The sequence below is a fragment of the Olivibacter sp. SDN3 genome, assembly GCF_014334135.1.
Classification (GTDB): Bacteria; Bacteroidota; Bacteroidia; order Sphingobacteriales; family Sphingobacteriaceae; genus Olivibacter.
Window position 1 is genome coordinate 5,644,415 of the sequence record NZ_CP060497.1, and the last position, 19,288, is coordinate 5,663,702.

Consider the following 19,288-nt stretch of genomic DNA (forward strand, 5'->3'; position numbering starts at 1 on the left):
TTTAAACAAACATGTCATCTTATATTTCAAACAAAAGGCCATCTGTTGACCAAGTCATCACAGATATTGTAAATTACGTATGTGATTATGAGATTAACAGCGAGCTGGCCATTGAGACGGCCCACTATTGCTTTCTCGACACCCTAGGCTGTGGGTTTGAAGCCCTAACCTATCCTGCCTGTACAAAGCTTTTAGGTCCGATCGTTGAAGGTACCGTAGTGCCAAACGGCGCAAAAGTTCCTGGTACATCTTATCAATTAGATCCAGTACAGGCCGCATTTAACATTGGCACCATCATTCGCTGGTTGGATTTTAATGATACTTGGTTAGCGGCCGAGTGGGGGCACCCTTCTGATAACTTAGGCGGGATACTAGCTACGGCCGATTGGTTAAGCAGGCGTGCAATCGCCAATGGGAAATCATCCTTAAAAATTCGAGATGTTCTTTACAGCATGATAAAAGCGCATGAAATTCAAGGGGTAATAGCCCTTGAGAACTCATTCAACCAAGTCGGCCTAGATCATGTATTATTAGTAAAACTTGCTTCAACAGCAGTAGTGGGACAGCTCATCGGGCTTTCAAAAAATGAATTAGCGAACGCGTTATCTTTAGCTTTTGTTGATGGACACCCCCTACGCACCTATAGACATGCCCCGAACACGGGTAGCCGTAAATCTTGGGCCGCGGGCGATGCTACCTCAAGAGCTGTACGTTTAGCGCTTATCGCAAAATCGGGTGAAATGGGTTATCCTTCGGTGCTCACTGCAAAAACCTGGGGCTTTTACGACGTATTATTTAAAGGTAAAGACTTCAAATTTCAACGCGACTACGGCACATATGTAATGGAAAATATACTTTTTAAAATATCTTATCCTGCTGAGTTTCATGCGCAAACAGCTGTTGAGGGCGCCATACAAGTTCACCAAAAATTGAAAGAACTCGGAAAAACGGCCGACCAAATTCAACATATCAAAATACGGACACACGAAGCCGCAATCCGAATTATTGACAAAAAGGGTCCCCTACATAACCCTGCAGACAGAGATCATTGTATCCAATACATGGTTGCTGTACCTGTGCTGTTTGGGAGACTAACTGCTGCAGATTACGAAGATAATATTGCCACCGACGTACGGATAGACATTCTTCGGGATAAAATGAGCACAATAGAAGACCCGCAATTCACTGAAGATTACCACGATCCGAGCAAGAGGTCGATAGCCAACGCGTTAACCGTAACTTTTACTGACGGCTCCTCGCTTGATGAAATTGTCGTTGAATATCCAATCGGCCATAAAAGGCGGAGGAAGGATGGTATCCCTCTATTGCTCGAGAAATACAAGAAAAATCTAGCAAGAATATTTTCTAAAGATGAACAGCAAACTATACTAGCAGTCTCAATGGATATAGATCAACTTTCAAATACCGGTGTGTCTGATTTTGTCGATCTTATTTCCTCCTGAACCACCTATCCAATTTATAGTAGAATTTAGCCCATGCCACCTTGGTAAAAACCAAGGTGACGCATAGGGAAACAAAACATCCCAGTAACACACAGCCACCTCTTTCGAGCGCCACTATCCACTCTTTATGCTCGTTTTCTTGCACCAATACAATAATCACAGCGGCCAAAGCAGGCCGGATTGTATTTTCCAAACGCAGGATAAGTCCTAGCAAAATAGTCAAAACCACACCTATGCAAAATAAAAATATACCCATTAATGGGATAAAATAGACTAGTAAACCGACAGAGGACCCCAAAAAATTAGCCTTAATTCTATCAAACGCCAAAGACTGATCGTTATCAGGTGTGAAAACAAGCACAGATGATATTATACTCCAATGAAATGGGTAAGCGGGGAATGAAATGTAAAAACCATAACAGATAAGTACACCTACAATACATTTAACCACATATAACCATTCTAGTGGAGTGATAGCAAAACGGAAAAAACGCATATTAGTTGTTTTACTCTACCCCTCTTACTCTGAGCATGATCAAGCTCGTATGAGGAATACCCAATGTAGTGCCCGGCTTTATTGTAAGCAGCTTTTTCAGGTAGACATCAATAATGCCGTTCAACACCCGCTGTCTTGATTCTACAAACTCTTCGCTGGTCACAAATTTACCTAAATGCACATCTCCATTTCCATCGACGAGCACGGAAAATGGATAATAAAAATCTTTATACGCTTTGTTAATAACAATATCGTATTCTGGATACATATATTCGTATGCTGCACTCTGTTCCAACCGTTCCGATTCACTGAACGTCCTCCGTTTCACTTTTATATTTGGATTTTTCGGCACCAATTCAACAGGTTTTCTGGCAGCAAATGCGCTGTCTATTACCGTTGGGTTTGCATTCGCTACACCTGCACGCCATTTAATAAAGGCTGTATCGTTAGGACGTGGCTTACGTAACTCATCAATAGATGTCCGCAAACTGTCTCTAAGGTAACTTGCAGAATAGAGTTTCATGTAAACATTTGATCGCGCTTCTTTAACATGCTTATTTACAACTGTCAAACGCTGTAACAACAAACTATCTTTTGCGAGACTTCTTACCCTAAACCATTCTCTTCCAAAATGAAAGAATGAATCACGGTCGTGATAAATAGAATAGTGAAGCATTTTGTTGCTATCAGGACTGAATATCTTCACAGAGTCATTACTAATAAAATTCACATGCCAAATTGGCTCTTGTTCAAAGCCTAACGTATCAAAAGCCAAACCGTTGTCAAAAGATCTTCTGACTTCAAAAAAGTCTATTCCGGTAATGGGGGTAAAAGACGGACGATTACTGTTGAATTCCTTCTCTTCCGTATTTTTCTCTGAAGAGTCAGAACAGGAAAGAAAAGTAACCAAACAACTTATTATCAACAAAAAAACTATTTTCAATTTTCCTATTAGACCGAATTGCATAGACGGCGCAAGATACGTAATTTTTAAAAGAGGCAAGCAAATTTATTCAGTATAGATAGAAAAACAAAAAAATTATTACATTGTTAACTAAATTAAAGCACATATATGACGATATTCAACAAGTTACTTTTATCTCTACTCTTACTGATTAGTATTTCCGCCCACGCGCAAGAAGTTTATGTGATTCCTCAAGTTGGCTTCAATATAAACACGTATGATTTTCGAGAAACTCATTCAAGTTCCAGCAACCAAACCTTAAGGCCCGGACTATCGGCTGGTGTAGGTTTTAACATTGCGCTTGACGAGTTAAGGACCTTTATTATACAGCCAGAAATTAACTATAGTATGCGCAATAGCCTTATTGATCATATTCTTGTCGACCCATCTTCTCAGAATCCTTCCGCTAGCGCAGGAAGCTTAAGAGAGAAAAGTATGCTGCATTACTTAGAAATTCCAGTATTGGCGCGTTTTGACTTCGGCATAAACACGCGCTACTATTTTAATCTAGGTCCGTCCTTTGCTTATGCGGTTGGAGGTAAAGAAAAACTGGAAAGTACCCTTCCCAATATCGAAAGTTATAACCGATCAGCAGATTTTGATAATCGTTTTAACCGCATCAATTGGGCTGCAGTTATTGGTGGAGGTGTAGAGTTTCCGTTTAACGACGGTTTCATAGTTGTTGATGCCCGCTTTGCTTGGGGTTTCAAAACATTATATAAATCAAGGGAGATTCAAAACATAAACGAAACCGGTGTCCCTGGTACAACGGTAATAGGTCCGGAAGGTAAAAATCGAATCTTCACCTTAAGTGTAGGTTACGGTCTGCCCCTGAATTAAGATATCCCCCTTTTCTAATTTAATATTACTTGTATGGTGCACGTTTAGCATCAGTGGATTTTATATATTTATATCACCATATGATGATATCTAAGTTAATTAAGTTAAATTGGATTTCTGTAAAGGTTTTCCATCGAGATTACACAGTCAATTCAGCAAATAATGTAAGCGTTGATTATAAAAAGCAAATTGCTAATCTTATTCTAATTCCTAAATAAAGGAAGCTGATTAGTATCTGCCATTACTTTTTTCAAAGTATCCAATTTACCACGGGAGTCACCATCAGTTTGTATAAAATAAAATATCAAAAAAAATTCGTGTAAGAAAATCAGCTATTCGTCACGAGAAAACAACTGTCTGTGTAAATTTCTTGTCACTTAATATGGCTTTTGTTAGCTTGGCTATTTACTAAGGATAATTTGACCATATATCACTTATGGTAGCACACATGTTCATATACGTAGTATGCCAGAATCGCCAAACAACCACGATCTCGATTTTTTGATAAAGAAAAGAGAATATATTAAAAATGAAATTCGAAGATTGGAATTTGCGATCATCGCTATTCAACTGAATAATCAAAAAAACGACGATCTATTTCTTAATACTAAGAAAGAACTACTGCTGAATTAGTACACTAAGAAAACTACGCGCATTAAATATAACTCAAGTAAAGACACGTTTTTTGTTCAAAGCGAAAAAACATTCTTCCCAACCATTTTTATTATAACTCATATAAAAATCCTTTATAAACAGATAAAAAAGACAATACATCTATCTGTCAACAAAATGCATCCGTTACTCGCTGGCACATAACAATTTAAACATTTTTAAATATTAAAATTAAGTTATATTTTTGTTAAAGGATCAGTAATAAAAATATAATATAATGAAAGCAGAAAATATAACGGAAAAGCAAGTAGTTAGTTTTTTAAAACAGCGGCAGCAGCAGCTCCTCGATGAGCTTAAAAGTATCGAGGTAACTATTAATGCGATTGCGCAAACGAAATCGGCCAGTTCCAACGACCGGTTTCAAATGGATATAGACGGTTCTGTTAGTTTAAAACCTAAAAAAAAGAATGTAAAATCTCTTGTTCCTCAAGAATCTTTTAACCCTAACAGTAAACTGGATCAAAAAATAAGCTATGCCCTTACACAAATAGGAACAGGATATAAAGATGACATTTTAGAAGTATTAAATAAAGCCCAGCCCGAGGCGGATCCTTATAAAGTTGAAAAAGCGGTTGCTGTACGTTTATCATATCTCTTGAAAAATGATTTCATACAAGCAACAAAGCATGGCAGGAGTTATAAATATAGCCTTAAATAAGGCTATATTTAACCACGTATAATTACACGACTATAGCATCTGGCCTATCAGTCATTTCGAAAATCAGCATTCTTCTATTGAAAAAAATCATTGAAAGATGGTTTATTGTATAAGGCTTCGGATCTAATTGATATAAATTCTTTTGCACCTTAATCTATAATAAAGTAATCTTCTTTCCTCTGTCCAATAGTATCTACCGCTCAAACAAGGTACTCTGCATCCTATAACAATTCCTAGCTCTTTTTTTCAGCGATCGTATTTTTTATCTCCAATTCGTTAATTTGAGATTTTTTGATACTTTTGCCTTTGTTTGTAATAAGTCTAAACAAAAATTAAAAGACTGCCCGTTACACAGTTATTTTAGGTTATTTATGTACAGTACAACATTTCTTTTCTTAGTTGCTTCGTTTTATCTTTTGTACAACATTTCCAAGCGGGTAAAAATGCCCCGTGCAAAAACTTATTTGATCTACCTACAACGTCGCAAACCGCTGTCGCGAGCACTTAGCTTAACTTTTATGTTATCCGCATGCATCTTACTTATCCAGCAGTTGGGTATAGGTTCAGGTATATTCAGTTTTTTTGTGATATTAATGAGTGCCGGCTGCTTAGTGGTTACCCTAGTGCCCTTCCGTTACCTTAAGTTAAGTCATATATTGGGCATCTATTTTTTGTTCATTGTTCTCGAAACCTTTATTTATTAAGTCATGCCTGCTAACAAAAAATACCTAACGACTTCCATATTACAGCGATGTTTAAAGATAACTGCAGGATTCTTCGGAGGTTATGGCGTAATGATATCCTTTTTCCTTTTCTTGACCTACATTTTCGACAAAAAAAATGTATTGATGACAGGAGTAATTATGGGATATATCTTGTGGGCCGTGTTATTGCTCGTGGCTTTCCTTTCAAAATCAGGTTGGAAGATTTGGGCAATATACATCGTGCTCATTTTACTTTTCTCATTACCACATCTCCTTAATCGTTAGCCGTTATGAACAACAGAAATTATAATATCTATTTTCACACACACACGATAAGTGGTATTATCATTTGTGCATTATTATACGTTATATTTTTTGCTGGTTCATTCTCTTTTTTTAAAGACGAGATCAGTGCCTGGCAAAGTAACACATCCTATGTAAAACATAACGAACATACATTTCCTTATCATCTTCTACTGGATTCTTTAGACAAAAAATACGACCTTTCAGGTAGAGATATCACCTTATTTCATTATCAAAATACCACAAAAAGTTATATAACGGTAACAGACTCAAAAGATACTGTTAACAACCAGCGGGCCCAAGAACGTGCTAATTTTAGCTACGATTTTGTCAATAAAGAAGAAAAAACCTATAATCAAGCATACGATCTTGGCGAGTTTCTTTATCGTTTACATTTTCTTGCTCAATTGAATCAAGCGTTCCCCTTTCCAATAGGATATCCTTTCGGATATATCGTTGCGGGTTTGGTATCCTTTTTATTTTTATTTGCTCTCATAACCGGCCTTCTATTACATTGGGATAAGCTGGTATCTAACTTTTTCTTATTCCGTCCATGGTCTAAATTGAAAACGGTATGGACAGATCTTCACACTGTTTTAGGAGTAATAGGTTTTCCATTTCAATTTGTTTTTGCTGTAACAGGTATTATACTCATCGTAAACACCGTTTATATTACCCCTTTTAGCCATTTGCTCTACAACGGTAACAGCGAAAAAATATTTGAAGACCTGGAATATGCTACCAATGCGGTCGAAGCCGAATTCACGAATACACCCTTAGCTGACAAACCCGACATCCAAGCACTCATTAACCGCACTTATCAAATGTGGCCAGATGCATTCTTAAAATGGGTTACCATCAAAAATTATGGGGACGAAAACATGCAGCTGCTCATTGAGGCAGAGGCAGACCATAAGCATAGCTTCTCAGGAATAGGAAAAATAATTTATCATGTACAGACCAATAAAATAATACAACAAAAATCACCTTACGACGGGTCGAGTTACATCAGCGTATTGAAGAGCCTTATTTATCGATTACATTTTGGTGATTATGGAGGCTACTTTATTAAAATCGTAAACTTTGTTCTGGGAATTACAGGGTGTATAGTTATTATTTCGGGCATCGTCATCTGGTTGGTTGCCAGAGATAAAAACAACGTTCCGGCGCATAAACGGAAGTTTAATTTTTGGCTTTCCAATATTTTTCTGGCGATCTGTCTTTCTATGTTTCCTGTGACGGCCTTTACATTCATAACTGTTAAAACAAGTAGCCAGGTTGACCAAACATTCATTTATCAGATTTACTTCTACAGTTGGCTTATTTTATCACTTTATTATATCTGTAGAAAAAATCTCAACCGAACTAACCGTGAGACCTTACTATTAGGTTCTTTATTATCTTTTGGCGTACCCATAGCTAATGGAATTTTCTCCGACAACTGGTTTTGGAATACGTTTTCATCAGGTGCTACAGATATCTTATTTCTGGATCTCTTTTGGCTAAGTATCGCGGTAGTAACATTAATTAGTTATTTTAAAATCAGGCAGCGAAAAATTGACTCTTAGTTTATTCTAATAAATATTTCGAGCACCCCTGCATGATTTTATCTGTTGTTAATTCGCGCTAACAAAGGATTTAAGAGAAACTTATCTCAAAAAACCGCTCAAACATCTATTTAGTCGGTTATACTGAGAAAAAACAGCACACTTTTAGACACATTCATCAAAATCTTGTCAGATTTTCTAATATAACAACATTTAACATTATCTTATCATAGGTATTTTTACCTTTATACTGTAAATAAATTATTTTTATTATGGCTACACCAACAGTACCCCCAATAAAAAGCAACAATACCCTGCTGCTTAAAAAAGTAGACAAGAAAGACCTTATTGCTATCGCTAAAGGCATGAAAAAGGACGGGTTCACGGACATCGAAATTGCCAGAGAAACAAAACTCTCCTTATCCACAATAATTACGTTAAGCAAGTAATAAATTAACACTACAGCGCTGTTATTCCCATTGCATATGGTAATTATGTAAATAGATTCATCAGCAGCGGAAGATCCATACCAGTTGTTTGTTACTTCTTTGCATTTGTCTTTGCTTCTTAGCTACGCGATAGTCATTAACAACTTTAGAAAAGCCCATTATTCACAACTGCTAATGGAAAGTACTGGGTAATAGCTACACTTGAAGACAAAACCTAATGCGGCAATCTATCCTTAAGAAAGCCGTAACACCATGTTCCTGCAATAGCACTCAACAAAGTAATACTCACAACCGTTACCCCAGTACCTATCTGAGCAAACAGGGGCCCAGGGCAAGCACCTGTAATTGCCCAACCGATACCAAAAAGCAATCCACCGTAAATCTGCCCTTTATTGAACTTCTTTGGATATAATTTTATAGGTTCGCCATATATAGTTTTGATATTGAATTTTTTTATCAGCCATATGGAAAATACACCTACAATTATGGCGCTGCCAATGATTCCGTACATGTGAAAAGACTGCAACCGAAACATTTCCTGTATCCTAAACCAGCTGATTACCTCTGCTTTTACAAATGCAATACCGAATAATGTGCCAACGCCTAAATACTTTAGATAATGGTACCATTTACGTTCTGATGAGCTTGTGTTTTCACCTGCTATATCTAGAGAACGGACCTCAAAATCTGTGTTTGTTTCTGCATTTAACATGTTTTATTAAAATTTTAAAGTGAAAGGATAATTGGTAAAACCAGATTTGCAGTTATAAAACCGCCAATCATAAAGCAAATAGTTGCAACTAAGGATGGCCATTGCAAATTAGACAAACCCATAATAGCATGTCCACTGGTACAACCTCCTGCATAACGGGTACCAAAGCCAACTAAAAATCCTCCAACCACTATTATCAGAAGACCTTTTAAAGTTAATAATGACTGCCAATTGAAGATATCTTCAGGAACTAACCCGCTATAGTCATTAATACCATATCCCGCGAGTTCAGTGGCCAATATTGGATTAACCTCAACCGCTTCTGGATTGGCTAGAAACGTTACCGCTATAACGCCGCCAAGAAATATCCCCAGAACAAAAACCAAGTTCCAAACTTCCTTTTTCCAGTCATACCGAAAGAAAGGAAGTTTGGAAGGAAGGCAGGCTGCACAAATATGCCGCAATGATGAGCTAATGCCAAACGATTTATTTCCAATGAGTAATAAAACAGGAACAGTCAGTCCTATTAAGGGCCCGGCAATATACCAGGGCCATGGTTGTTTGAGTAATTCCAACATTTTTTACTTAATTGATAGTTTACCGTTAAACTACAGGTCCAAAAGACCTTGCATTTTTTCTATACACGTTGCCTTAACTAAAGCGTTAACACCATTTATTTTGCCTTGATAACAAATTGATAAGGCAATAAATCAACTTTTACGTCAAAATCTGCATACCCTGCTTCCTTTAACTCAGAAATCACCTCATCAATAGACACTTTATGGCCAGTTGGTGGTCCCACGGGAATATCCGTTTTAAAGAAATCAACAATTACCAGCTCCCCCCCTTCAGCAATGCCTTTTTTGGCTATTCTAAAATATTCCGGGCGTTTCTCAATATGATGATACGTATTGACGATAAGTATCTTATCGACCTCTCCATCTGCCAACGCGGGGTTATCATGGGGAGTTTTGCGCAACGTTATATTTTGTAGTTTATCCTCCTCAATACGCTTTTCCAAATACCTTTGAAATTCATCATTCACGTCGGCGGCTATCACTTTCGCGCCCTTTTTCGCAAGTTTTACAGAAAAGTATCCTGTTCCCGCCCCTATATCCATAACGTTTTTTCCTATTATTTCCCCCAAATATTCCAGCACTTTATCAGGTTGCTGATAGCGGTCTCTTTCGGGAGATTCAAAACGCTTGACAAGTTCTTCTATTGAAGATCTGTGCATATGTTCGTTGGCTTTTTCTACCCGCTCGCTATTAGGATGACTATTGTTGTGCTTACGATCTTGTGCCATCAGCTCTTGCATAGTAAAAATCGCCGTTATTACTATTGCTATAATAAACTGTTTTCTCATCATTATCAATTTATAGCTGGAACATCTTTATTTTTACTCAAAGATGATTTCCAAACTTAAAGCCAAGTTACTCAATCTCATATTGGTTTCAAATGCTTTATTGATAGAACAGAAAAACAGCTCTTGTCTGAGCAATTATACAGATATCTTTTTACGATAGGCAAACAAAAAAATTTGTATGGTATGAATTAACCCGTTTATTTGTGCCTATCGAAAAACATCATATTTTTGTCTGAAGGTTTGAACAAAATCGAATTATTGTAATCAAAAAGGATATCTTCTTAATTTATATTATCATTGCAAGTGAAACAGATCTACACCGATAAATATACATGCAGCATATGAAAAAGGATCGAAAATGTGATTTATCTTGTTTTATGTGCAGGCATGTATTAAAAGAGTGGCTACCTACCATAGCATCGCAAAAAAAGAACATGCTGTTAAAAAAAGGCCAGCAGTTTATACAAGAGGGAGATCCTGTTACAGGCATTTATTTCGTTCATTCCGGAACGGTTAAGGTACACAAGCAATGGGGCAACAAGGAAATGATCATTCGATTCGCACAGAAGGGTTCCATAGTAGGCCATCGAGGAATTGCTACCAAGACAAAAATGTTTCCCATTTCCGCTACCGCCCTGGAACCTAGCCTGGTTTGTTTCATTGATCTAGATTTCTTTATTTCCACGCTAAAAGTAAACACTGACTTTACCTATGAATTAATGATGTTTTATGCTGATGAGTTACAGTTAACCGAGCAAAAACTGCGTAATCTCGCGCATATGAAAGTCAAAGCCCGTTTAGCTTGGGCTATCATAAAGCTTTATGATAGCTTCGGTATTTCGACATCAGGCTTCATCAACATACAGCTAAGTAAACAGGATCTCGCCTCTTACGTCGGAACAACCTATGAAACCGTTTTTAGAATGATAAATGAACTTGTAGCTGACAAGATAATCGCTACAGATGGAAGAAAAATATACATCAAGCATCTGCAAAAACTGAAAGCGATAACAGAAGATGAAAGCTAAAATTTGTATCCAACACCAACACCAGGATTCCATCTTCCATTCTCCACATTGGTTTTATTAGTATAAAATGCCGGAATTTGAACTACAAAATGCCTATAGCTAACAGTCATCCCAAAACCTAATGTTGGTGTGATTAATGCATTTCGAGTGGCATTATCTTCTACACGGTCTTTTTTTATTTTCAGTGTTGGCAATAGTCCAATCATCACGCTAAATGATTTATGAATATACTTTACGGCCGGTCCGGTACAATTTAGGTATGCGCCTTCATCAGCATAACCTGCCACTAAAATGCCATCAAATAAGGAAGCCTGCACTTTATCCGATTGTGCTTTCGCATTGCCATGAAGTAGGCAGCAGGCCAAGCCTCCAAAAATGGCAAAATAATACTTAACGCTCATATACTATTAAATTTATTTTATTGTAGAAGAAACAGGTTTCTCTTCCTTTCCATAAGTATAGTAAATACCCATACCAGTAAACAAAAGCCCTCCAATGATATTGCCAAGCGTCACAATCAATTGATTGTAAAGCCACCAATCTGAAAGCGTTACATTTGCACCGAACATCATTCCTGCAGGAATGACAAACATATTAACTACCGCATGCTCATAACCTAGGGCAAAAAAGATAAAAATAGGAATTCCGGCCGCCAAGATTTTTCCCAAAGTAGATCTAGATGTCATAGACATCACAACTCCCATACAAACCATCCAATTGCACAATATCGCTTTCACAAAAGCAGAAAACAAACCAGCAGCTCCATGTTGTGCGTATCCTATGGTCTTATTTTCGCTTGCCTTGACAAGTAGTTGCTCTACAGCCCCGATTTGACTTATCTGACCAGTCTCCGTTGTTGCAGACCAAAACATCAGTGCGAAAAGCACACTGCCCAACAAGTTTCCGGCAAACACCCAAAATAGATTGGTGAGCATGGCGACTGCAGAAATCTTTTTTTCAAACCACGCAAGTGGTACAAGGGAAAAACTACCGGTTACAAGCTCAAGTCCAAGAATAACTATAATAACAAAGCCTACCGGAAAGACAAAAGCTCCAATAAGGCTTAAATTGGTTTGTGAGGTGGCCATGAAGGCCAATGTCACAGATATTGCTAATAACGCGCCCGACAACGATCCACGAATGAGGAGATCTTTGACAGACAATTTAGACTTATTGATGGCAGCAACCATCATGGTGTTCGCGACCTCTTTAGGGTTAATATAATCCATAACAAATAATTTAAGTAGAAAAACGAATATTGTGAAATAGACAGCGGATATTCTTCGTATAAAAATCTATAAATCACGCTGTAATTCCGATGTAAACTAAACCTTCTTCAACTTTAACTGGATATGTTTTTATGACACAATCATCTCCAGACAAGCACTGTCCTGTACTTAGGGAGAACGTTTTTTTGTGAAAAGGGCAAGCCACTTTCGGCTCTTCACCCATTGAGCCGATCATGCCCCTGCTAAGTGCCATCTGCCTTTTGTGAGGACATTCGTTCTGTGTTGCATACCATTCATTACGTCTAGTGAAATAAAATAGCGCAATCTGATTACTTTCATACTTTACGCATACCCCACCGTTTTCTATGGCTTCTTCTACCTTACAGGCCACTAGCCATTTTGTTGTTGCAGTTGTCATTTCCATGATAATTTGATTTATAAGTTATTCTTTGTAAATATTTTAATTCCATAATTTATGAAAGTGGCCAGTCTGCTGCTTTTTTCTGACCACGAAGCTCCTCAAACTTCACTGATGCATCTTTCTCTTTGGGTGCATTAATAAAATGTCTAAAACGCTGTCTGATTGTTGGATCTTCAACTGCTGTTTTCCATTCACAATGGTATGCCAACACCAATTTTTCCATTTCATCTTCCCATTTTGCGGCCATACCAAGACTATCGTTGACGATCACATTTCGCAGGTAATCCATTCCCCCCTCCATTTTGTTGAGCCAAGTCGCTGTCCGTGTTAAAGGATCTGCCGTCTGAATATAAAACATCAAGAACCTATCGATATACTGAATACATGTTTCGCTGTCTATATCGGCAGCGAGAAGCAAAGCATGTTGTGGTTTACTCCCGCCATTACCGCAAACGTAAAGATTCCAACCTTTCTCAGTAGCTATTATGCCAAAGTCCTTACTCTGTGCTTCTGCACATTCTCGAATGCAACCGCTCACAGCTGATTTTATTTTATGTGGGGCCCTTAGTCCACGATACCGTTCCTCTACGCGGATAGCAAAAGATACACTGTCATGCAGCCCGAAACGGCACCAGGTACTACCAACACAGCTCTTTACGGTCCGTAATGCTTTACCATAAGCATGTCCACTCTCGAAACCAGCAGCAATCAGTTCTTCCCATATTAGAGGAAGGTCATTTAAATGCGCGCCAAACATATCGATTCGCTGCCCTCCGGTTATTTTGGTATACAGTCCATATTTTTTTGCAACCTCTCCAATTACAATCAATTTATCAGGCATGATCTCCCCTCCGGGAATACGAGGCACCACAGAATACGTCCCCCCTTTCTGGATATTGGCGAGATAACGATCATTACTATCCTGAGCTACGTCATTTCCTTTTTTTAGAATCATTTCATTCCATATGCTAGCCAATAATGAAGAAACCAAGGGTTTACATACTTCACAACCATCACCCCTGCCCAATGCATCCAGTACGTGATCATAATTTTTGAACTCATGAATTTTAATAAGATCATAGAGTTCCTGACGACTCAGTTGAAAATGTTCACAAACCACGTTTCGTATATATTTTCCCTGTTGCTTCATGACGGCGGTGATGAGGTCTTTTACCATTGGTACACAACCTCCGCAGCCGGATCCAGCTTTTGTACAATATTTAACGGCATCTGCACTTTCGCAGTTCTGATCAACCACCGCACTACATATTTGACCTTTCGTAACTCCTTCGCAACTACAGATTAACGCTTCATCCGGTAACGTAGAAACTCCCGCAGAAACGATGTCGCTTATAGTCCCGCGGGTACCTAACACTAAATCTTCCGGGTTATCTGGCAGAATGAGCTGATTATTTACCGTTTGTAACAATATGTTGTAATTATCTGCATCACCGACAAGCACACCACCCAATAGGTACTTTCCATCAATACTAAGATTCAGCCGTTTATAGACACCTTTATTTTTATCTTCAAAAACAATGGCACGGGAGTCAGGTTCGTCTATAAACGGATTACCGAAACTAGCAACGTCTACACCTATCAACTTCAGTTTAGTACTCATGTCAACGCTTTTAAAGATCCTCTGGCCACCACAAATAGTAGTAGCAGCAATCTCAGCCATCTCGTAACCAGGCGCCACCAAACCATAAGTTGTCCCGTCAAACAATGCACATTCGCCTATGGCAAAAACAGACGCATCGCTTGTTTGCATATATTCGTTAACCACTATCCCACCCCGAGGTCCTACCATTATTCCACTTTTTGCCGCAAGCTCATCTCTTGGCCGAATTCCTGCTGAAAAGATCAGTATATCCGTTTCTAACACCGAACCATCATCGAATTTCAAGGCTTCCACTTTACCTTCACCTTCGATACTGCTGGTAACTTTACTCAAATGACAAGTAAGTCCAAGTAAGTTAAGCTTCTGTTGCAGGACAATACTACCTGCAAGGTCTATCTGCCTCGGCATTAAGCGAGGAGCGAATTCTACCACATTAGTCTGCCGGATACCTAAGTCGATTAATGCTTTAGCAGCCTCAAGCCCTAATAAGCCGCCACCTATTACTGTTCCTTTTTTTGCGGAAGGTGCATAAGCCTTAATCAGATCAAGATCTTCAATAGTTCGGTAGACAAAAACACCTTCCTTATTTACTCCAGGAATATCCGGCACAAAAGCCGAAGAACCTGTAGCAAAAATCAAATAATCATACTTGACGATCATTCCTTTTAATGAGTAAACCATCTTCGTATCAATATCTACGCTATTGACCGGATCATTTAGATGAAGTGTAATACCGTTCGCTTCGTACCAATTTTCTTTAGACAGATACAAATCTTCAACTGTCTTCCCATCAAAATACGCACTAAGATGGACACGATCATAAGCCCTTCTTGGCTCTTCAGCAAAGACAACAATATCATAGTCATTTGTTTTTTCGGTTATTTTCTCACAAAACTTATACCCAACCATCCCATTACCGATTACAACTATTCTTTTTTTATCCATGACGCATATTTTATACAAAAAAAACAATAAATACGATTAATATCCGCTAAAATACAAATATTGAAAACAAATCATCAATAAATTTATGATTTATATCATATTATTTTTATATTTTTAACAAAAAATAGTTGAAAACACCTAACAAAACATGATATTACACGGAAAAACAAATAGAATTACAAATAAAACAACACAAAAGATCTATAAAAAACATTAATTTTAAATTTTATAAAAAAAATGAGTATTAAATCACCAAAACAAACAAAAACCACATTATATATTATCGGCGCAGGACCTGGAGACCCAGATTTACTTACCATTAAAGCTCATAAAATTCTTCAAACAGCGGAAGTAATACTATTTGACCATTTAGCCAATAAAGACCTACTTAACATAGCTGATAAAAAATGTAAAAAAATCTATGTAGGTAAAAAGCCGTACGGGGATTATGTTCCTCAGGAAGATATACACGCTCTCATCAAGTACTATTCCGGGCAGTTCACCCATATTGTAAGATTAAAGGGTGGAGACCCATATATATTTGGAAGGGGGTTTGAAGAATTATTATATGCAGAACAAAACGGGATAGCGGTGCAATATGTACCCGGAATAAGTAGTATGCAATGCAGCGGGTTCCAACATATTCCTTTGACCTATCGCGGGATCAGCGAGGGCATCTGGATGCTCACCGGCACAAATAAAAATCGCAAACTATCATTAGATTTACAATTAGCCATACAGAGCAGTGCAACCGTTATAATTTACATGGGTATGAAAAAGCTAGACGAAATTGCCCAAACCTATATCGTACACGGGAAAGGAGATATACCGTCAGCCATTATCCAACATGGCACACTCCCACAGCAAAAGCAAATACATTGCAAAGTCGCAGAATTACCTAGCACGGCGAACCAACACAACATAAATCATCCCGCCATTATCATTATCGGGGAAGTAGTTGGGATTTACCAAGCAGCTAAAATCGTAAAAGCGAATACATTACCCAGAGGTGTCCATGCTGATTGCAGTCAAGGTCAAGAGCGCTAGGCCCCGCATATCCCGCACCCGTCCCTGGGTCTCCTACGGATCGAACAAACGGTTCTCAGTCTGCACCCAAAACAAAGAAAGCCCGACTTTGGTCGAACTTTTTTGTCGGGGTAGGCAGGATTAGCTGCGGCCCATAGCCACGCACGAACAGCCGCAGCCATCCTAAAAGAGGGGTGCCACAGCTAAAAATTGAAACAGCGTTTCATGCTCTGGCTTTTCCTGTTTTAACGGCTCGCTCAAGCAAACTTGGCTCGCCGTAAAACAAGAAAAGCCCCTGCTTTCGCAAGAGCTTCAATTTTGCTGGTCGGGGTGGCAGGATTCGAACTGTTATCATACCCTACTTTTACTTTTCTTATTTTATACTGATTATTAGGTGCTTATAAAAATTAATTCCTAACTTTACCCATCTTTACAAAGGTAAAATATGGTAATATTAAGCATTTCTGTCCGAAATATGTCCGAGAAATATGAAAGTGAATTTTTATTTAGATAAGCCCTATAATCCCAACGTCGCCCCTGAAAAGATCAGGCAGGAACTGGCTAAGGTTGGCGGAAAAAAGAAGAATCTTGCGCCCAAGTTCTGGAATCCATCCCCGACTGCGCTGTATCTTTTCTTTTCACCGGATAAGTCCTGCAGGATAAAATACAGAACCAACTACAAGATACTGTCCAAGAACTGGGATTTTGAAAAGGAGCGTATGAAGCCAAGTGTCAGCGGTGCATTGGAGTTCAATGTCGAACTGAACAACCTTGCAAACTGCTGTACAAGGGAAGCAATGCGCAAAAAAGACACAAACCAGTTTCTTTCCAAAGAGGATTATAAACAGATTGTACAGGACTGTATTGACAGGGACAATGCCGTCAATAGCGAAATATCCATTTCCCACCTGAAGACCCAGTTCCTTTCCTACAAATCCAATTTTGTCAAAGAGGGTACGTTAAAAGAATACCGGACAGTCTTTAAGGGATTGGAGGATTTTGAGAAGCATAAGGGAACAAAACTGATCCTTAGGGAAATGGACGGAAAATTTCTCGATCAGTTTGAGGTATTTCTAAGCAGGAAAAAGAACACGAACGATGATGATAAGACGGGCTTGCTGAATGATACCATACACAAATACATATCCACGCTAAAGGTATTCCTAAAGTGGTGCAACGACAATGATTATCTGGTGCATCCCGACGTTTTCAAAACGCAAAAAACAAATTTTAAAAAGAAAGCATATAACGAAATCATTGCGCTGTCTGAAAAGGAAATTGAGAAGATACTGAACCATGATCTTTCGGACAAGCCCAGTCTGGAAAGGGTACGGGATCTGTTCTGTCTATTGTGCTACACAGGGCAGAGGTTTGAGGATCTGATCAACTTTGACGCAAAGGATATCAGGAACAATGCTTGGGACTTTATCTCGATCAAGGTCAAGAAAAGGGTAATCGTACCTTTCGAGGGATACATCGCCCCCGCAAAGGATATTCTGGAGCGTATCGGCTACAAAGTACCCAAGATATCGAACCAGAAGTTCAATGAATATATTAAAATGGTCGGAAAACTGGCAGGGCTGAACGAAACCATAAAGATAACGAGGTATTCGGGCAAGCAAAAACTGGTGATAGAAAAAAAGAAGTACGATTTTCTATCGAGCCATGTTGGCAGGCGGTCAATGGTCACAAACCTATTGAGCAGAAACGTACCCATTACACTTGTACAGAAACTGACGGCACATTCCGATATACGGACTTTAATGAAATATGAATCGGCAAGCACGGACTCGCTAATCGATGCACTGAATAAATTTTAATATCATGGACGGTAAATACTTTAAGTTGAGAAAAACATGGAGAAAACGAAAGAACAGATTTGATATAGGACCGTTGTTCAATATGAATCCTATCCACATTTCGGGGTATTTTGTCATGCGGATATTTAACATAACCGAACAGGAATATATCCCTTTCTATCAACACCATAAAAAGTACTACCTTGCATGCAACCCTGACGGCAATGAAGAAACGTTTTTAGCAAAAGTACTGGAAATTGTCGATAAGGACAGGAAATCACGGGAAACGTTATACTATTACAATACGCGGTCTAAGACAAGGATACACAAATTGACCAGATTTCGGGAAGCTCTTAAAGAGGTGGACAGATGGGGTCTGACGGTGACCAACGAAGAACGTTTACGGCAGTCCGTCTCCTACGTGCAGGAAATAATGAACTGGCAGAATACCAACGACACAAAATCCGTATTGTCCAAATTCTTGTTTGACGAGAGGGGTTCTGACCAGTTTTTTATAGAATATCAACGGATCATTGAGAGGAAAAATGAATTGGAGGTGCTTTTGGAAAAAGAACAGTCAACCGTAAAGGATCTGCAGAACCAATTGAAAAATGTTGCTCCGGAATATAAAATTGCAATTTTGAACGGAGACCAAAAACTATTAATTGACCTTTTCATGCAATTGAGAGACTTAAAAGTTCCCAGGACAGACAATAATTTCCTATCGGCAAAGCCTGAACTATGGGCAAGATTGATCCATAACTATTTCACGTTGTCCCACACAAACAGCAAAGAAGACAACCGTCAACTACTTAGCTACGATACGATACTTGATTACTTTAAGGACAACTTAGGAAAAGAGATGCTAAAATCAAAAAACAGGAGTAAATATTTCAATATTAAAGAATCTGATAGAATATACACGTAAAACACATACGTCTGTTTTTCAGTAATTTGCAAATCAAAAATCCCCTCAAAATTAATTTTGAGGGGATTTTTGATTTGTGTACTTCCCAACTTTGCCCATGTTAACTCACTCGGAGAA

General features: G+C 38.4%; 18 protein-coding genes. 9 read left to right on the forward strand and 9 right to left on the reverse strand.

The window, feature by feature from the left end; genetic code table 11:
- The first annotated feature begins 11 nt into the window (after nucleotides 1–11).
- On the forward strand, nucleotides 12–1,463 hold the full coding sequence (locus tag H8S90_RS23670; protein WP_187340243.1) for a bifunctional 2-methylcitrate dehydratase/aconitate hydratase: 1,452 nt from the start codon (nucleotides 12–14) through the stop codon (nucleotides 1,461–1,463).
- Here H8S90_RS23670 and H8S90_RS23675 read toward each other — a convergent pair.
- Nucleotides 1,450–1,959 (reverse strand): aromatic acid exporter family protein, encoded by a 510-nt coding sequence (locus tag H8S90_RS23675; protein WP_187340244.1) that lies wholly within the window; start codon nucleotides 1,957–1,959, stop codon nucleotides 1,450–1,452. The genes H8S90_RS23670 and H8S90_RS23675 overlap by 14 nt on opposite strands.
- A gap of 10 nt (nucleotides 1,960–1,969) precedes the next feature.
- Nucleotides 1,970–2,884 (reverse strand): hypothetical protein, encoded by a 915-nt coding sequence (locus H8S90_RS23680; protein WP_187340245.1) that lies wholly within the window; start codon nucleotides 2,882–2,884, stop codon nucleotides 1,970–1,972.
- Between the two features lie 147 nt (nucleotides 2,885–3,031).
- Between H8S90_RS23680 and H8S90_RS23685 the strand changes: the two genes are divergently transcribed.
- From H8S90_RS23685 to H8S90_RS23700, 4 genes are all read left to right on the forward strand, one after another.
- Nucleotides 3,032–3,763 carry a porin family protein gene (locus tag H8S90_RS23685; RefSeq protein WP_187340246.1) on the forward strand — a complete coding sequence of 244 codons (732 nt, stop codon included), beginning with the start codon at nucleotides 3,032–3,034 and terminating at the stop codon, nucleotides 3,761–3,763.
- Between the two features lie 889 nt (nucleotides 3,764–4,652).
- Nucleotides 4,653–5,093, forward strand: coding sequence for a soluble adenylyl cyclase-like protein (locus H8S90_RS23690; protein WP_187340247.1), 441 nt, complete (start codon nucleotides 4,653–4,655; stop codon nucleotides 5,091–5,093).
- A gap of 994 nt (nucleotides 5,094–6,087) precedes the next feature.
- Nucleotides 6,088–7,668 carry a PepSY domain-containing protein gene (locus H8S90_RS23695; RefSeq protein ID WP_187340248.1) on the forward strand — a complete coding sequence of 527 codons (1,581 nt, stop codon included), beginning with the start codon at nucleotides 6,088–6,090 and terminating at the stop codon, nucleotides 7,666–7,668.
- Between the two features lie 251 nt (nucleotides 7,669–7,919).
- The gene (locus H8S90_RS23700) at nucleotides 7,920–8,096 is read left to right on the forward strand and encodes a hypothetical protein (RefSeq protein ID WP_187340249.1); all 177 of its coding nucleotides are present in this window, start codon (nucleotides 7,920–7,922) and stop codon (nucleotides 8,094–8,096) included.
- Between the two features lie 214 nt (nucleotides 8,097–8,310).
- Here the strand turns inward: H8S90_RS23700 and H8S90_RS23705 are convergent, their stop codons facing one another.
- The 3 genes from H8S90_RS23705 to H8S90_RS23715 form a co-directional block, all read right to left on the reverse strand.
- A complete protein-coding gene (locus H8S90_RS23705; RefSeq protein ID WP_187340250.1) occupies nucleotides 8,311–8,808 on the reverse strand; it encodes a DUF6691 family protein in 498 nt (165 codons plus the stop codon).
- Nucleotides 8,809–8,822: 14 nt separating this feature from the next.
- Nucleotides 8,823–9,386, reverse strand: a complete 564-nt coding sequence (locus H8S90_RS23710) for a YeeE/YedE family protein (RefSeq protein ID WP_187340251.1) — start codon at nucleotides 9,384–9,386, stop codon at nucleotides 8,823–8,825.
- A gap of 95 nt (nucleotides 9,387–9,481) precedes the next feature.
- A complete protein-coding gene (locus H8S90_RS23715; protein WP_187340252.1) occupies nucleotides 9,482–10,177 on the reverse strand; it encodes a class I SAM-dependent methyltransferase in 696 nt (231 codons plus the stop codon).
- Between the two features lie 338 nt (nucleotides 10,178–10,515).
- On the opposite strand from H8S90_RS23715, the gene H8S90_RS23720 reads away from it, so the two are divergent.
- Nucleotides 10,516–11,202: a Crp/Fnr family transcriptional regulator gene (locus H8S90_RS23720; protein ID WP_187340253.1), complete on the forward strand. Its 687-nt coding sequence runs from the start codon at nucleotides 10,516–10,518 to the stop codon at nucleotides 11,200–11,202.
- On the opposite strand, the gene H8S90_RS23725 is transcribed toward H8S90_RS23720, so the two are convergent.
- The 4 genes from H8S90_RS23725 to nirB all read right to left on the reverse strand — a co-directional run bounded on the left by H8S90_RS23725 (nucleotide 11,199) and on the right by nirB (nucleotide 15,418).
- Nucleotides 11,199–11,603, reverse strand: coding sequence for a hypothetical protein (locus H8S90_RS23725; RefSeq protein WP_187340254.1), 405 nt, complete (start codon nucleotides 11,601–11,603; stop codon nucleotides 11,199–11,201). The genes H8S90_RS23720 and H8S90_RS23725 overlap by 4 nt on opposite strands.
- Nucleotides 11,604–11,615: 12 nt before the next feature.
- Entirely contained in the window at nucleotides 11,616–12,431 is an 816-nt protein-coding gene (locus tag H8S90_RS23730; protein WP_187340255.1) for a formate/nitrite transporter family protein, read from the reverse strand.
- A gap of 73 nt (nucleotides 12,432–12,504) precedes the next feature.
- Nucleotides 12,505–12,855 (reverse strand): nitrite reductase small subunit NirD, encoded by a 351-nt coding sequence (nirD, locus tag H8S90_RS23735; RefSeq protein ID WP_255501717.1) that lies wholly within the window; start codon nucleotides 12,853–12,855, stop codon nucleotides 12,505–12,507.
- 49 nt (nucleotides 12,856–12,904) lie between these two features.
- Complete coding sequence (nirB, locus tag H8S90_RS23740; RefSeq protein WP_187340256.1) at nucleotides 12,905–15,418, reverse strand: nitrite reductase large subunit NirB; 2,514 nt, start codon at nucleotides 15,416–15,418, stop codon at nucleotides 12,905–12,907.
- A 237-nt stretch (nucleotides 15,419–15,655) separates the two neighbouring features.
- On the opposite strand from nirB, the gene cobA reads away from it, so the two are divergent.
- The 3 genes from cobA (at nucleotide 15,656) to H8S90_RS23755 (ending at nucleotide 19,171) form a co-directional block, all read left to right on the forward strand.
- On the forward strand, nucleotides 15,656–16,465 hold the full coding sequence (gene cobA, locus H8S90_RS23745) for a uroporphyrinogen-III C-methyltransferase (protein WP_187340257.1): 810 nt from the start codon (nucleotides 15,656–15,658) through the stop codon (nucleotides 16,463–16,465).
- Nucleotides 16,466–16,932: 467 nt separating this feature from the next.
- Entirely contained in the window at nucleotides 16,933–18,264 is a 1,332-nt protein-coding gene (locus H8S90_RS23750; RefSeq protein ID WP_187340258.1) for a site-specific integrase, read from the forward strand.
- 4 nt (nucleotides 18,265–18,268) lie between these two features.
- Nucleotides 18,269–19,171, forward strand: coding sequence for a hypothetical protein (locus H8S90_RS23755; protein ID WP_187340259.1), 903 nt, complete (start codon nucleotides 18,269–18,271; stop codon nucleotides 19,169–19,171).
- Nucleotides 19,172–19,288 lie beyond the last annotated feature (117 nt).

Bases quoted from the DNA above. Each gene is read 5' to 3' on its own strand.
- H8S90_RS23720 (WP_187340253.1), top strand. From the start codon at position 10,516: ATGAAAAAGGATCGAAAATGTGATTTATCTTGTTTTATGTGCAGGCAT.
- H8S90_RS23685 (WP_187340246.1), top strand. From the start codon at position 3,032: ATGACGATATTCAACAAGTTACTTTTATCTCTACTCTTACTGATTAGT.
- H8S90_RS23705 (WP_187340250.1), bottom strand. From the start codon at position 8,808: ATGTTAAATGCAGAAACAAACACAGATTTTGAGGTCCGTTCTCTAGAT.
- H8S90_RS23725 (WP_187340254.1), bottom strand. From the start codon at position 11,603: ATGAGCGTTAAGTATTATTTTGCCATTTTTGGAGGCTTGGCCTGCTGC.
- cobA (WP_187340257.1), top strand. From the start codon at position 15,656: ATGAGTATTAAATCACCAAAACAAACAAAAACCACATTATATATTATC.
- H8S90_RS23670 (WP_187340243.1), top strand. From the start codon at position 12: ATGTCATCTTATATTTCAAACAAAAGGCCATCTGTTGACCAAGTCATC.
- H8S90_RS23750 (WP_187340258.1), top strand. From the start codon at position 16,933: ATGAAAGTGAATTTTTATTTAGATAAGCCCTATAATCCCAACGTCGCC.
- H8S90_RS23700 (WP_187340249.1), top strand. From the start codon at position 7,920: ATGGCTACACCAACAGTACCCCCAATAAAAAGCAACAATACCCTGCTG.
- H8S90_RS23710 (WP_187340251.1), bottom strand. From the start codon at position 9,386: ATGTTGGAATTACTCAAACAACCATGGCCCTGGTATATTGCCGGGCCC.
- nirD (WP_255501717.1), bottom strand. From the start codon at position 12,855: ATGGAAATGACAACTGCAACAACAAAATGGCTAGTGGCCTGTAAGGTA.
- nirB (WP_187340256.1), bottom strand. From the start codon at position 15,418: ATGGATAAAAAAAGAATAGTTGTAATCGGTAATGGGATGGTTGGGTAT.
- H8S90_RS23695 (WP_187340248.1), top strand. From the start codon at position 6,088: ATGAACAACAGAAATTATAATATCTATTTTCACACACACACGATAAGT.
- H8S90_RS23690 (WP_187340247.1), top strand. From the start codon at position 4,653: ATGAAAGCAGAAAATATAACGGAAAAGCAAGTAGTTAGTTTTTTAAAA.
- H8S90_RS23675 (WP_187340244.1), bottom strand. From the start codon at position 1,959: ATGCGTTTTTTCCGTTTTGCTATCACTCCACTAGAATGGTTATATGTG.
- H8S90_RS23730 (WP_187340255.1), bottom strand. From the start codon at position 12,431: ATGGATTATATTAACCCTAAAGAGGTCGCGAACACCATGATGGTTGCT.
- H8S90_RS23715 (WP_187340252.1), bottom strand. From the start codon at position 10,177: ATGATGAGAAAACAGTTTATTATAGCAATAGTAATAACGGCGATTTTT.
- H8S90_RS23755 (WP_187340259.1), top strand. From the start codon at position 18,269: ATGGACGGTAAATACTTTAAGTTGAGAAAAACATGGAGAAAACGAAAG.